The 12,942-nt window shown below is 59.6% G+C and carries 14 protein-coding genes; 5 read left to right on the top strand and 9 right to left on the bottom strand.

All coding sequences use genetic code 11. The features are described from left to right. Nucleotides 1–67 precede the first annotated feature (67 nt). From AC5DB9_RS05605 to cyaY, 3 genes are all read right to left on the bottom strand, one after another. Nucleotides 68–640 carry an LPP20 family lipoprotein gene (locus AC5DB9_RS05605; RefSeq protein ID WP_022958692.1) on the bottom strand — a complete coding sequence of 191 codons (573 nt, stop codon included), beginning with the start codon at nucleotides 638–640 and terminating at the stop codon, nucleotides 68–70. Nucleotides 641–864: 224 nt separating this feature from the next. Then, the gene (gene glyA / locus AC5DB9_RS05600) at nucleotides 865–2,127 is read right to left on the bottom strand and encodes a serine hydroxymethyltransferase (RefSeq protein WP_022958693.1); all 1,263 of its coding nucleotides are present in this window, start codon (nucleotides 2,125–2,127) and stop codon (nucleotides 865–867) included. Nucleotides 2,128–2,232: 105 nt separating this feature from the next. Next, nucleotides 2,233–2,550: an iron donor protein CyaY gene (gene cyaY, locus AC5DB9_RS05595; RefSeq protein ID WP_022958694.1), complete on the bottom strand. Its 318-nt coding sequence runs from the start codon at nucleotides 2,548–2,550 to the stop codon at nucleotides 2,233–2,235. Nucleotides 2,551–2,676: 126 nt separating this feature from the next. Between cyaY and lptM the strand changes: the two genes are divergently transcribed. From lptM to AC5DB9_RS05575, 4 genes are all read left to right on the top strand, one after another. Next, the gene (gene lptM, locus AC5DB9_RS05590) at nucleotides 2,677–2,835 is read left to right on the top strand and encodes an LPS translocon maturation chaperone LptM (RefSeq protein ID WP_022958695.1); all 159 of its coding nucleotides are present in this window, start codon (nucleotides 2,677–2,679) and stop codon (nucleotides 2,833–2,835) included. A 9-nt stretch (nucleotides 2,836–2,844) separates the two neighbouring features. Continuing rightward, nucleotides 2,845–4,095 carry a diaminopimelate decarboxylase gene (lysA, locus tag AC5DB9_RS05585; protein ID WP_273009339.1) on the top strand — a complete coding sequence of 417 codons (1,251 nt, stop codon included), beginning with the start codon at nucleotides 2,845–2,847 and terminating at the stop codon, nucleotides 4,093–4,095. A 90-nt stretch (nucleotides 4,096–4,185) separates the two neighbouring features. Further along, nucleotides 4,186–5,016, top strand: a complete 831-nt coding sequence (gene dapF, locus AC5DB9_RS05580) for a diaminopimelate epimerase (RefSeq protein ID WP_273009341.1) — start codon at nucleotides 4,186–4,188, stop codon at nucleotides 5,014–5,016. Nucleotides 5,017–5,048: 32 nt separating this feature from the next. Next, the gene (locus AC5DB9_RS05575; RefSeq protein WP_022958698.1) at nucleotides 5,049–5,756 is read left to right on the top strand and encodes a DUF484 family protein; all 708 of its coding nucleotides are present in this window, start codon (nucleotides 5,049–5,051) and stop codon (nucleotides 5,754–5,756) included. A gap of 15 nt (nucleotides 5,757–5,771) precedes the next feature. Here the strand turns inward: AC5DB9_RS05575 and ftsX are convergent, their stop codons facing one another. Genes ftsX through ftsY form a run of 3 tightly spaced genes read right to left on the bottom strand, consistent with a single transcriptional unit; the run spans nucleotide 5,772 to nucleotide 8,603 of the window. Beyond that, complete coding sequence (gene ftsX / locus AC5DB9_RS05570) at nucleotides 5,772–6,821, bottom strand: permease-like cell division protein FtsX (RefSeq protein WP_022958699.1); 1,050 nt, start codon at nucleotides 6,819–6,821, stop codon at nucleotides 5,772–5,774. Then, on the bottom strand, nucleotides 6,808–7,488 hold the full coding sequence (gene ftsE / locus AC5DB9_RS05565) for a cell division ATP-binding protein FtsE (RefSeq protein ID WP_022958700.1): 681 nt from the start codon (nucleotides 7,486–7,488) through the stop codon (nucleotides 6,808–6,810). The genes ftsX and ftsE overlap by 14 nt, the downstream gene beginning before the upstream one ends. Beyond that, nucleotides 7,485–8,603: a signal recognition particle-docking protein FtsY gene (gene ftsY, locus AC5DB9_RS05560; protein ID WP_273009345.1), complete on the bottom strand. Its 1,119-nt coding sequence runs from the start codon at nucleotides 8,601–8,603 to the stop codon at nucleotides 7,485–7,487. The genes ftsE and ftsY overlap by 4 nt, the downstream gene beginning before the upstream one ends. 102 nt (nucleotides 8,604–8,705) lie before the next feature. Here ftsY and rsmD point away from each other — a divergent pair, with 102 nt between their 5' ends. After that, entirely contained in the window at nucleotides 8,706–9,308 is a 603-nt protein-coding gene (gene rsmD, locus AC5DB9_RS05555; protein WP_273009347.1) for a 16S rRNA (guanine(966)-N(2))-methyltransferase RsmD, read from the top strand. Here the strand turns inward: rsmD and AC5DB9_RS05550 are convergent. From AC5DB9_RS05550 to AC5DB9_RS05540, 3 genes are all read right to left on the bottom strand, one after another. Continuing rightward, nucleotides 9,305–10,765: a TrkH family potassium uptake protein gene (locus AC5DB9_RS05550; protein ID WP_273009349.1), complete on the bottom strand. Its 1,461-nt coding sequence runs from the start codon at nucleotides 10,763–10,765 to the stop codon at nucleotides 9,305–9,307. The two genes, rsmD and AC5DB9_RS05550, sit on opposite strands and share 4 nt — an antisense overlap. 10 nt (nucleotides 10,766–10,775) lie before the next feature. Further along, complete coding sequence (locus AC5DB9_RS05545; RefSeq protein ID WP_273009351.1) at nucleotides 10,776–11,453, bottom strand: DUF502 domain-containing protein; 678 nt, start codon at nucleotides 11,451–11,453, stop codon at nucleotides 10,776–10,778. A 116-nt stretch (nucleotides 11,454–11,569) separates the two neighbouring features. Then, the gene (locus tag AC5DB9_RS05540) at nucleotides 11,570–12,940 is read right to left on the bottom strand and encodes a VWA domain-containing protein (protein ID WP_273009353.1); all 1,371 of its coding nucleotides are present in this window, start codon (nucleotides 12,938–12,940) and stop codon (nucleotides 11,570–11,572) included. Between the last annotated feature and the right edge of the window lie 2 nt (nucleotides 12,941–12,942).

Below are 12,942 nucleotides of genomic sequence, written 5' to 3'. Positions count from 1 at the left end.
CGCCAATTGGCGGGCTTTTTCTTTTCTGGCCACCGGCATCGTGGCCAGTTGATCGCAAAAGGTCGGCTCAGCCGCCCAGCTCGCGATTCAGGTCTTTCTGCGCCTCGGCGCCTTTAAACTCTTGCAACAGCACCTCGCGCACATCTGGCTGCACGCTGCGCTGACTGGCATCGAGCATATTGTCGAACAGCGAAAGCGTTTTTTCGCGGCCCATGGTCAGCAGCACGCAGAGGTTTTTATTGCCATCGATCTCGACAAAGTCCACGCGCTCAGGACGCGTGCCAATCAGCGTCTGCTGAGTCAGCTGCTTGGACACAGAAGAGAACGTAGAACCGCTGGAGACGCCGCTGGATACATCCGTGCGCTCACGAAACACTTTATCCAGTGCTGCGACTTTGGTTTCCAACTGCTGAGCCAGGTCGGTGCGGGCATTGGCAATCGCCAACTGACGATCGATCGACATATTGCCGGAATACGGCACGCATTGAGCGCTGGCAAAACCGTCTTCGATGTAGGGGTTAAGTACCCAGGCAGGCAGGCCCGATGCGCTCTGCTGCTCACTGGCCATTTGCTCACCGCCGCTGCTGGCACAGCCGGCCAACAGTACGGCACAACCCAGTCCAAATAATTTCTTTTTCATTCAGCACTCCAGGTATCACTTATTTACCGATGTCTCGATTTCGGCAGCCTCAGCCACCCTCTCTTTTTTATCTACACCTCTTGTTATACCTGCTCATTATGCATCGCAAAACGTCGGAGGGGGCGATTTGGGAAAAGTACCGATAGCAACACTCTAAATTTGAGTCATCAGGCATAAAAAAGCCGGGCAGTGCCCGGCTTTTTCTTCACACTGCCAACGGCATATTAGCCGTAAACAGGGAATTTCTTGCACACGTCCAGCACCTTGGCTTTGACTTCCTCGATCTTGGCCGAGGCGTCACCCGCTTCCAGCGCTTCCAGTACGTCGCACATCCAATTGGCCAGCTCGACACACTCGGCTTCCTTGAAGCCGCGGGTTGTCACTGCCGGCGTACCGACACGCAGACCGCTGGTGATGAAGGGCGAGCGGGGGTCGTTAGGCACCGCGTTCTTGTTCACAGTGATATTGGCCGCACCCAGCGCCGCATCAGCATCTTTACCCGTGTAGGGCTTGCCGATCAGGTCCACCAGCATCAGGTGGTTTTCAGTGCCGCCGGAAACGATGTTAATGCCGCGCTCGATAAAGGTCTTCGCCATGGCCTTGGCATTGGCAACGACCTGCTTCTGGTAGTCGACATAGCCGGGCTCCATCGCCTCTTTGAAGCTGACGGCCTTGGCTGCAATCACGTGCATCAACGGACCACCCTGACCGCCGGGGAATACCGCCGAGTTCAGTTTTTTCTCGATCTCTTCATTGGCCTTGGCAATGATCAGACCGCCGCGGGGGCCGCGCAGGGTTTTGTGCGTGGTGGTGGTGACCACATCGGCAACCGGCACCGGGTTGGGGTAAATGCCCGCAGCAACCAGACCGGCAACGTGGGCCATATCAACCATCAGATAAGCGCCGACTTTGTCAGCGATTTCGCGGAATTTGGCCCAATCAACAATGCCCGAGTAGGCCGAGAAGCCCGCTACGATCATTTTGGGTTTATGCTCCAGCGCCAGCGCCTCGACCTGAGCGTAATCGATCTCGCCCGTCTCGTTGTTCAGACCGTACTGCACCGCGTGGTAGGTTTTACCAGAGAAGTTGGGCTTGGCACCGTGAGTAAGGTGACCGCCCGCATCCAGGCTCATGCCCAGTACCGTTTCGCCCGGCTGTACCAGCGCCTGATAGACCGCGGCATTGGCCTGAGAACCGGAGTGGGGCTGTACGTTGGCGTAGTCGGCACCGAACAGCGCCTTCGCACGCTCAATGGCCAGAGACTCGGCCTTGTCGACGTATTCACAGCCACCGTAGTAACGTTTGCCGGGGTAACCTTCGGCGTATTTGTTGGTCAGCGCGGTACCCTGCGCCTGCATAACCCGGGGGCTGGTGTAGTTTTCAGAAGCGATCAGCTCGATATGCTCTTCCTGACGCACTTCTTCTTCCTGGATTGCAGACCAGATTTCGTCGTCAAAACCGGCAATCGTCATCTCTTTGTTGAACATGGGAACCCCCGAAGGCAGATACAGGCTATGAAAAGCCGCGCATTGTACAATAAACACGCGCGGCGGGCATCGCTTTTACGTGCCCGAAAAGCGGACGGATGGCCCTTACCAGCTCAGCGGCAATCGCTCGCCGATCTGTGACTCCGCCGCCGCATCCAGCAGCTGTTGCAGTGTCTGCTGCTCGCGATTACAGAACCATTGCGTCCCGTCCCAGCTGAAGTGATAGCCCCCGGAGCGCGCCGCCAGCCAGAGTTCCTGCGTCGCGGCCTGGCGACTGAAAATCAGCGCGCTGCCGTCGGGGCAGCGCAGCGTGAGAACGGTACCGGCGATTTCGCAATCGACATCGGCCTCCAGCTCGTCCACGGCATCTTCAATCGCGTCGTACAGCTCGTCGAGCTGATCGTGAAATTCCACTTCATTCATTACGGACAACCCCTGCGTGATGGCGGCGCAAGTATAGCAAGCCAACTGCGTGGAGAACGAGCGCAGCCTTAGCATCTGCGCGGCCACACCGCTATACTACGCGCTTCATTTTCCGGGGTGCTGACCATGGCTTATCGACACGCACGCAAGCTGCTTTCCATTCTGGCGGTGGCGATGTTACTGGTCGCCTGCGGGCAAACCGGGCCACTGGTGCTGCCCGACGATGCTGCCAACAATGCAGACGGCCCCGATACCGAACAAGCCCCGGCAAACGCCAACGAGTAAGTACACACTATGACTGTTTTCCACTATCAAAGCGGCGAGCTGTTCGCCGAATCCGTTTCGCTGCGCGCTATTGCCGAGCAGTACGGCACCCCCTGTTATGTGTATTCCCGCGCCTATCTGGAGCAGCGTTTCAGCGAGTACAGCGACGCACTGCAAGGCCAGGACCACCTGGTGTGTTACGCCGTGAAGGCCAACTCCAATATTGCCGTACTCAATGTGCTGGCCCGCCTCGGCGCCGGCTTTGACATCGTCTCAGTGGGCGAGCTGGAACGCGTACTGGCAGCCGGTGGCCCGGCAGAGCGGGTGGTGTTCTCCGGCGTAGGCAAAACGGCCGCTGAAATGCGCCGCGCACTGGAAGTGGGTATTTACTGTTTCAACGTCGAGTCAGAAGCCGAACTGGAACGGCTCAACGCCGTGGCCGCCGAGATGGGCGTGGTGGCGCCGGTGTCGATTCGCGTCAATCCCGATGTCGACGCCAAAACGCACCCCTATATTTCCACCGGCCTGCGCGACAATAAATTCGGCATTGATATCGCCCGCGCCCCGGAGGTGTACGCCCACGCCGCCAGCCTGTCGAACCTGGCCGTCAAGGGCGTGGACTGCCATATCGGCTCGCAACTCACCGACACCAGCCCCTTTCTCGATGCGCTGGACCGCGTCCTGATGCTGGTCGACACCCTGGCCGAGCAGAGCATCGATATTGCCCATCTCGACCTTGGCGGCGGCCTGGGTGTACGCTACCGCGACGAGCAGCCGCCGTCGACCGGTGACTATATCGCCGCCATCCGCGAGCGACTGGGTGAGCGCCAGGTCAAACTGATGTTCGAACCGGGTCGGTCGATCACCGCCAATGCCGGCGTATTACTGACGCAGGTGGAGTTCCTCAAACTCAATCCCCACAAGAACTTCGCCATCGTCGACGCGGCCATGAACGATATGCTGCGCCCGGCACTGTATCAGGCCTGGATGGACCTGCTGCCCGTAGTGCCTCGCAGCAACGGTGAAGCACGCCACTACGATGTGGTCGGCCCGGTCTGTGAAACCGGCGACTTTATCGCCAAAGATCGCGAGCTGCGCATCGAAAGTGGCGACCTGCTCGCACTGGCCTCCAGCGGCGCCTATGGATTTACCATGAGTTCCAATTACAATAGCCGAGGACGCGCCGCCGAGGTGATGGTCGACGGAGACCAACATCACCTGATTCGGGCGCGCGAAACTGTCGCCGACCTGATGCGTGGCGAAGCCGTCCTGCCGGACTGATCCGGCAGCTGACTGGCGGCACCGCCGCTAGCAGACCCGGCCCCCGCATCGTTAACAGCGCCAACGGCGAGGCGCCGCACAGGACAAACGATGCAGCTACGCTTTACCAAAATGCATGGCCTGGGCAATGATTTCGTGGTTATCGACCTCATTACCCAGCGTTTCAAGCTCAAGCCCCACCATATTCGCAAAATTGCCGACCGCCATTTTGGCATTGGCTGCGACCAGGTATTGGCGGTGGAAATTCCCTCCCGCCCCGACGTCGATTTCCGCTACCGCATCTACAATGCCGAGGGCAGTGAAGTAGAGCAATGCGGCAACGGTGCCCGTTGCTTCGCCCGCTTCGTGCGCGACAAACGACTCACCGGCAAGCAGCGTATCCGCGTGGAAACCCTGGCGGGCGTCATCGAGCTGGCAATTACCGACAATCGCGACGTGCGCGTAGACATGGGCGAACCGATTCTCGAACCCGCCAGCATTCCCTTTGCCGCCGAGCAGCAGGCTGACAGCTACCCGCTCGATATTGACGGTGAGCAGTGGCAGGTCGGCGCGGTGTCGATGGGTAATCCCCACGTGGTCTTGCCGGTGGACAATGTCGATACAGCGCCCGTTGAGCGGGTCGGCCCGATTACCGAGTGCCATCCCCGCTTTCCCCAGAAGGTGAATGTCGGCTTTATGCAGATTGTCGACCGGCAGAATATTCGCCTTCGGGTGTTCGAGCGCGGGGTGGGCGAAACCCTGGCTTGCGGCACCGGCGCCTGCGCCGCTGTCGTTTCCGGGATTGTGCTGGGCAAGCTGGACAATACGGTCACCGTCACACTCCCCGGCGGCCAACTGAGCATTCACTGGCCCGGCTCCGGTCAGCCCGTTATCATGACCGGGCCAGCCACCACGGTGTTTGAAGGACAGATTCAGCTCTGAGCCCAACACCCAAGCAGCGACAAGGACATTACGTGGACACAGCAAAACCCGGTCAAGACAGCCAGCCCAGCGAAGAAGCCGTGGCCCGCTACCTGCGCAATCACCCCGGCTTTTTTCTGAATAATGAAGATCTGCTGGCCGACCTGAAATTGGCCCATAACAGCGGTCGCGCCGTCAGTCTGTTGGAGCGCCAGGTGGAAGTGCTGCGCGAGCGCAACATGGATATGCGTGCTCGTCTCAGTAATCTGCTGGACAATGCGCAACACAACGACACCATTTTTGAACGCAGTAAATCGCTGATTCTCGGCATGCTGGAAGCCCGACGCCCGGAGGAACTGAGCAACACCCTCTGCCGGCGCTTGGTCAGTGACTTCGAGCGCGTGGACTACGCCAGCCTGACACTGTTCGGCGACCCCTCAAAAATGGGCAGCAGCCAGTTGCGGGTGGTCAGCCCGGAACACGCCCATCAAGAAATCGGCCACCTGCTGCGCGGCGGCAAAGGCGTATGCGGGGTGTTGCGTGGCGAAGAATTGAAGTTCCTGTTCGGCCAGCACGCCGACCATATTGGTTCAGCGGCGCTAATGCCGATTCGTCCGGGCAATGTCGATGGCGTGCTCGCGATTGCCAGCAAAGATCCCCAACACTTCAAATCCAGCATGGGCACCCTGTTCCTCGACTATATTGCCGAGGTCATCAACCGGGTACTGCCGCGCCTGATGCGCGGGCCGTTTGGCAATTAAAGAAACGCAGGCGCGCTATTTCGGCTCGATGGCGCGCAGTTCTCGCCCCACCACCAACATCGCGCCCAGCAAACCCAGTGCAGCGGCACTGAACCACATCAGCAAGGTGTCACCAATACCCAGCCCCAGCAGGGTGTAATCACTGCCGTAAAGCCCCGCCAGCTGCCGCACCGGACCGCCCAACCACAGCAGGCAGCCGACCAACATCACCCACGCCAGCAGGCCGCCAAACAGCCCGTACCAGAAGCCCATATAGAGGAAGGGGCGGCGAACAAAGGCATTGGTGCCACCCACCAGCTTTACGACCAGAATTTCATCGCGGCGGTTTTCGATCGCCAGCTTGATGGTATTGCCGACAATCAGCAGCACCCCCGCCGCCAGCATGATCGCCAGCGCCAGTGTGACCCGGCGACTGATTTCCGTAATCTGTCCCAGGCGCTGTAACCATTCCATATCCAGCTTAACCAAGTCAGCTTCGGGCAACTCCGCCAGGGCATCGCGCAGGGCATTGACCTGCTCTGGCTGGCTGTTCGCCGGGCTCGGACTGAGCACAATCAGACCCGGCAAGGGATTACTGTCTAGCTGATCCAGCACCTCACCAAAGCCGGAGCGATCGCGGAATTCCTCCAGCGCTGCGGCGGGAGAAATGTATTCCGCCGAGGCAATATCGTCGCGGTTCGCCAACCGGGCACGCAGCTCCTCCGCTGCCCGGTCATCGACGCTGAACTTGAGAAACAGCGACAGGCGGGCGGCACCATCCCAACCCTGGCTCACCGACTCGACATTGTTTAAGCCCACGTACAGACCCGCGGGCAGCACCATGGCTATCGCGATCACCAGCGTGGTCATCAGCGTTGCCAGGGGGCGACGCAACAGGCGACGCAGGCTGTCCAGCGCCACCTGCTGGTGATGACTGCGGTAGCTTTGCCACTGGTCACTGACCTTGGCACGGTGCTTTTTGGCCCCCGCACGCTCGCGGCGCACTGGCTTGTCGGGGTTTTGTAATTTCTCCAATCGCCGCTTGGCAGGACGTCGGCTGGCGCCGCTGGGCTTAGAGGGACTCATCGTCGCTCCCTCCTGCGTTTAGCAGGCGGCCATTGCGCAGGCTGAGCAATTTGTAGGGCATGCGGGCGATCAGCGACAGATCGTGGGTGGCGATCAACACGGTCACGCCAACCTGATTGAACTGTTCGAACAGATGCATGATTTCCGCCGACAACTGCGGATCGAGGTTACCGGTCGGTTCGTCGGCCAGCAGTAGCTTGGGCTTATTTACCACCGCGCGCGCGATACCGACGCGCTGCTGTTCACCGCCCGACAGAGTAATCGGATTCTGCCGCTCCTTGTCCAGCAGGCCGACCTTATCCAGCGCGGCGCGCACCCGGCGCCCCACATCGCGGTGACCATAACCGGCGATAATCAGTGGCAATGCGACGTTGTCGAACACGCTGCGATCAAACAGCAACTGGTGATTCTGAAAGACCACGCCGACCTTGCGACGCAGTTCGGGGATTTTACGGGCGGGCAGGGTGGAGACATTGCGACCATCGATCAGCACCTGACCGCTGCTGGCCCGCTCCATCACCATAATCAGTTTGAGCAGGGTACTCTTCCCGGCGCCACTGTGGCCGGTCAGAAAACGCATATCGCCGTGGGGCATGTGGAAGCTGAGCTGATTCAGCGCCTCATGACCGCCGGGATAGCGTTTGCAGACCTGCTCAAATTGAATCATTGCTTGCGTTGCCACCCGAACAAGGCACCGACAAATTCATCGGCGCGGAAAGGACGCAGATCGAGAATGCCTTCACCCACACCGATAAAGCGGATAGGCAGTCCCAACTGCTTGGAGATAGCAAATACAATACCGCCTTTCGCGGTGCCATCAAGCTTGGTGAGCGTTAAGCCGGTCACACCCACAGCTTCCTGGAAGTGTTTCGCCTGAGACAGGGCGTTCTGCCCGGTGCCCGCATCCAGCACCAGCATCACCTCGTGGGGCGCATCGGGGTCGAGCTTTTTGAGCACGCGCACCACTTTTTTCAGCTCTTCCATCAGATTGTCTTTGTTGTGCAGACGTCCGGCGGTGTCGGCAATCAGCACGTCCACATTGCGGGACTTGGCCGCCTGCAGGGCATCGTAGAGCACCGAGGCGCTGTCGGCGCCGGTGTGCTGAGCAATCACCGGCACGTCATTGCGCTCTCCCCAAACCTGCAACTGCTCTACCGCTGCCGCGCGGAAGGTATCGCCTGCAGCCAGCATCACCGAGCGGCCGCCGGCCTGAAACTGCTTCGCCAGCTTGCCGATGGTGGTGGTTTTACCCACACCGTTTACACCCACCATCAAAATCACGTAGGGGGTTTGCTGCTCGGGGATCACCAGTTCCTGTTCCGCAGGCTCCAGCAGCACGCGCAGTTCTTCCTGCAAAGCCACATACAGCGCTTCGGGGTTATCCAGTTCCTTGCGAGACATACGCCGGGTAAGATTGCCGATAATTTCACTGGTGGCGTCCACGCCCACATCAGCCATCAGCAGATGGGTTTCAATCTCTTCCAGCAGCTCATCGTCGATTTCCTTGCGGCCCAGAAACAGATTGGCCATACCTTCGCCAAGCTGGGCGCCGGTTTTGCTGAGCCCTTCTTTAAACTTGACCAGCAGCGAGGCCTGCTCCTCGGGTGACAGCTCGATGTGCTGCCAGGGGGCAATTTCTTCGTCGGCAATAAAGCCTTCCGCTGCGGCAAGGTCTTCCTCCGAGCCCATGAAGGACTCTTTGAAGCGGGTAAAAAAGCTCTTTTTCTTGGGTGCGGAGGCATTTTCGGCGTCGTCGACACCTGGCTTGTCGTTCTCGGTCATGGGGCTCTGGTTTACAGCGAAAAGAAAAGCCGTATCCTACCACTTCTCAGCGCCAACTGAGTAATCAGCCCGGCGACCGCCGCCAACGATTCAAGGAATACCATGCCCCGTCGACGCCCCAAGGCCACGCCACACTCCCCGGATCGCCGCGACGGCGAGGTGCGCATCATTGGCGGCCAGTGGCGCAGCCGAAAACTGCCGTTTCAAAGCGCCGACGGGCTGCGGCCCAGCAGTGACCGACTGCGGGAAACCTTGTTCAACTGGTTGAGCCCCTATCTTGGCGGCGCGCGCTGTCTGGATCTGTTCGCGGGCAGCGGCGCACTGGGACTGGAAGCGCTGAGCCGGGGCGCGGCGCACTGCGATTTCGTGGAGAAAAACCCCGGCAGTGCCGAACAGATTCGCCGCCACCTGCACACGCTGCAATGCGAGGATGGCAGCGTGCACGGCCGCAGCGCCGAGAGTTATCTGAAAGTGGCCGATGGCGGCTGGCACATTGTGTTTCTCGACCCACCTTTCAAGCAGTCGCTGCTGCCCATTGCCGTGGAAGCACTGAAAGGCAAACTGGCGGAAGACGCACTGATTTATGTGGAAACGGCCAAAGGGGAAGCCTTTGTTCCCCCGAACGACTGGCAGGAGCACCGTCACAAAAGTGCCGGTCAAGTGGAGTATCGCCTCTACCGCCTGAGTCCTGACGAGGCTGACTAGCCGCGCCAGAAGGCGGGGGTCAGCAGCACCAACAGGGTGATGAATTCCAGTCGTCCCAGCAACATCCCCACACTGAGAATCCACTTGCTGGCATCGCTGAGACTGGCAAAGTTGCCCGCCGGGCCAATCAACTCACCCAGCCCCGGCCCCACATTCATCAATGCGGTACTGGCACCGGTCAGCGCCGTATCGAAGTCGACGCCACTCAAGCTGAGCAGCAAAGTAATCACCAGCAGGCTGATCAGCATCACAAACAGATAGGCCACCGACGACAGCAGAATGGCATCATCCACTTTGCGTCCGTTATAACGCCGCTGGACGATAGCGCGGGGATGCAGTGCCCGTTGAAAACTCTCTTTCATGCTGATGGCCAGCAACTGAAAACGGAACATCTTCACGCCGCCACTGGTAGAACCGGAACAGCCGCCGAGGAAGGTTGCAAAGAAAAACAGCGCCACCGCGAAGGGCCCCCAATGGCTGTAGTCACCACTGGCAAAGCCGGTGGTGCTGATCACCGACACCAGATTGAAGGTCGACAGGGTCAATGCCTCCAGCGGCGGCTGATGATTCAGGGCAATCTGATACACACTGAGCACCAGACTGGCAGCCACCACCAGCATGACAAAACCCCGTAGCTGCTGGTCCTTCCAGAACAGCCAGCGGCGATGCGCCAACGATTGCACATACAGGCTGAAAGGCAGAGCGCCGAGCAGCATGAATACCACTGCCACCCAATGCGTAGACAGCCGATCGAACTGAGCAAAGGAACTGTCGGAGGTGGAGAAGCCGCCGGTCGAGACTGTCGTCATCGCGTGATTGATGGCGTGAAAGCCGTCCATACCGGTATACAGGAAGGCTAGGGTACACAGACCCGTCATCGCGATATACAAATAGATAATCCGGCTGATCATACTCTTGGCTCGGGGCAGCGCTTTATCTGACCAGTCCGACGACTCCGTCTGGAACAGACGCATACCGCCGACCCGCAAAAAAGGCAGGATTGCCACAGCCATCGCAATCACCCCAAGACCGCCGATCCATTGCAGCAGCGATCGCCACAGCAGCACATCAGCGGCCATGCCATCCAGCCCGGTCAGCACGGTGGACCCCGTCGTGGTCAGGCCGGAAACCGACTCAAACACCGCATCGCTGATACTCAGAGTAGTTTCCGTTAACAGCAGCGGCAGCGCACCGAGGCCCGACATTGCCAGCCAGCTCAGGCTGGTGATCAAAAACATGTGACGGGGCGTGAGCGCGGTAATCTGAAAATTCCAGCTCGCCATGGTGCCGCTCAGCGCCAGGCTCTCACAGATCAGCAGCACGGCCGCATAGGCACTGCCATTTTCACTGCCGTCGAGAATCGCCATGGTCAGCGGCACCAGCAGTGCCAGACCGAATACCGCTACCGTGAAGCTGCAGACTTTGATGACCGGCATCCACAGCTGGCGGCTTCCCATCACCAATGGCCTATGCTCCCTGCTCGCCTTGGGGCTCGCGATCGGCGCTCAAGCGCGGGCTTCCTGTATCGAGCGGCTCACGACAAATACCCAGTTCAGCGGAGCCCGCACCACAGGCAATAATCGACTTAAATGCGACATCCAGCTTGATATCGGGTCGCGGCACCACGCACTCCGGCGGCAGATGGTAGATAAAGCCCGAAGTCGGGTTGGGGCCGGTGGGCACAAACACGCTGAACCATCCGTTGTCGTGCCGACTGGTAATAATGGCCGTTACCCGCGCCGGATTTTCCACACCGTAGAGTTGCACCACGGCCACTTCACCTTTGGTAAAGGGGGAATTTTTATCGCCGCCAAAGACCTGCTGAATAATGTCGCGAATCAACCGATAGCCCGGCGCAAAACGCGACAGGTGGCTGTCGATGAAATTCTGGGCAAAGCGCCCTGCACTGGTCGCTACCACCGTGCCCACCAGAAAGCAGGCAAACAGGATCACGATGATGACCAGCAGATCCACCAGCAGCGGCGGCGCACCACTGAGTTTGACCAGCGGCCCGGTGAGCGGGGCGATAAGACTCTGTACGGCATTAACCGCCCAACGCATTGCCAGCAGCAGAATAATAATCGGCGCGATAACCAAAATACCGCCGAGAAACGACTGGCCGATAAACTGTTTGAACTTGTTCATAACAATGGCTGTGTCCGCTGGACAAAGAGGCTGGCTTCTACGCCGCCAATAGTAGCGGGTTTAGACGCCAGGAGCACCGCCCGGAGCAACACAATTGGCAATATTCTCCAAACCGCTCAGGGCAATCGGGTCAGCAGCTCGTCGAGCAGATACTCCAATTGCCTCAGCGAGCCGCATTCCGCAACGTGGTGGCAGGCGCTTTGGTAGCGGCGTATTTCCGAATCGCCGGTATACCAGCGGCTGACGGGCTCGGGATTGAGCCACAGCAACAGACGGGAATGCTGATAGAGATAACGCAGGGCATCAATGCCGCTGTCGCCACCATTACCGCGCCCATCTCCGAGAATCATTACCGTACTGCGGCGGCTAAGCGTGCCCTCAACGCTCGCCCGAAAGCTGCGCAGCGCACGGCCATAGTCGCTGCTGCCCAGACCGTGGCGCTGCTGAATTAACGCAACAGCCTCATCCGCCGGATGCTCCCGCAGAATATCGCTGACCTCGATACTCACTCCACAAAAGACAAAGCAGCGACTGCGGGGCAGCACTTCTGCCAGCGCCTGCACAAACAACAGTAGTACCTGTGACCATCGTCCGACCGAGCCGCTGAGGTCACAGAGCAGGTAAATATCCGATTTTTCCCGGCGCCGATGCCGCCAGTAACGTTTAAATGGTACGCCGTCGTAGGCCACACTGCGATGCAGGGTTCGGCGAATATCCGGCTGACCGCGCTTTGCGCTGCGCAGACGCGGACGATGTTTGGCGGCCAGTTTTTTTGCCAGCTTGCGAATCAGTGGCGGCAGGCGGCCCCGGTAATAATGGTCCAGTGCCGACAGCGGCGAGTTGCGCATCAGGCTTTCCTGTAAGCTGCGGCTGGACGACTGATTGCTGAGCAGCAACTGGCGATCCAGTAGCTCGGCAATCATCACTAATTGCTGCTCACGCTGGGCGGTGAGCCAGCGACTCCGCGCGCGCTCCTCTGGGCTACCTTCGGCCAGGCGGGCGATGCTGTCACGGCGCTCGCCGTCGTTCAGTGCATCCAGCAGGCGGCGGCGGTAAATACCGCGCTGGGTGGGATATTGCAGGCTGGCGAGCTGTGCCGCATCGGCGGCGCGCATCACATCGGCGCGCAAACCCTCGCTGCCTTGCCCACCGCCGCCAGCACCGCCTTGCCCTTCGCCCTCGCCATCGCCTGCCGCCAGTCCTTCATCACCTTGCGAGTCATCACCTACAGGGTCAGGGTCTGCTGCCGAGGCGGTGTCATCCTGCGTGTCGTCGCTAAAATCGAAAAACTGCGCAAAACACTGACGAAAACGCCGCTGCTCGTCCCCACTTTTTGCCAGCGCACTGGCCAGACCGTCGCGCAATAGCCGCCGATCTCCGTAGCCAAGACACGCCACCACCTGCATGGCATCCAAGGTTTCCGCCGTCGATACGCGAAGCTCATGGTCCCGCAGGTGGCGGATGAATTGCAGCAGGGTGCTGTCCACGG

It is taken from the genome of Spongiibacter sp. (assembly GCF_984394615.1).
Note: the sequence above shows the minus strand (reverse complement) of the source record. Positions and strands in the feature narration are given on the sequence as shown.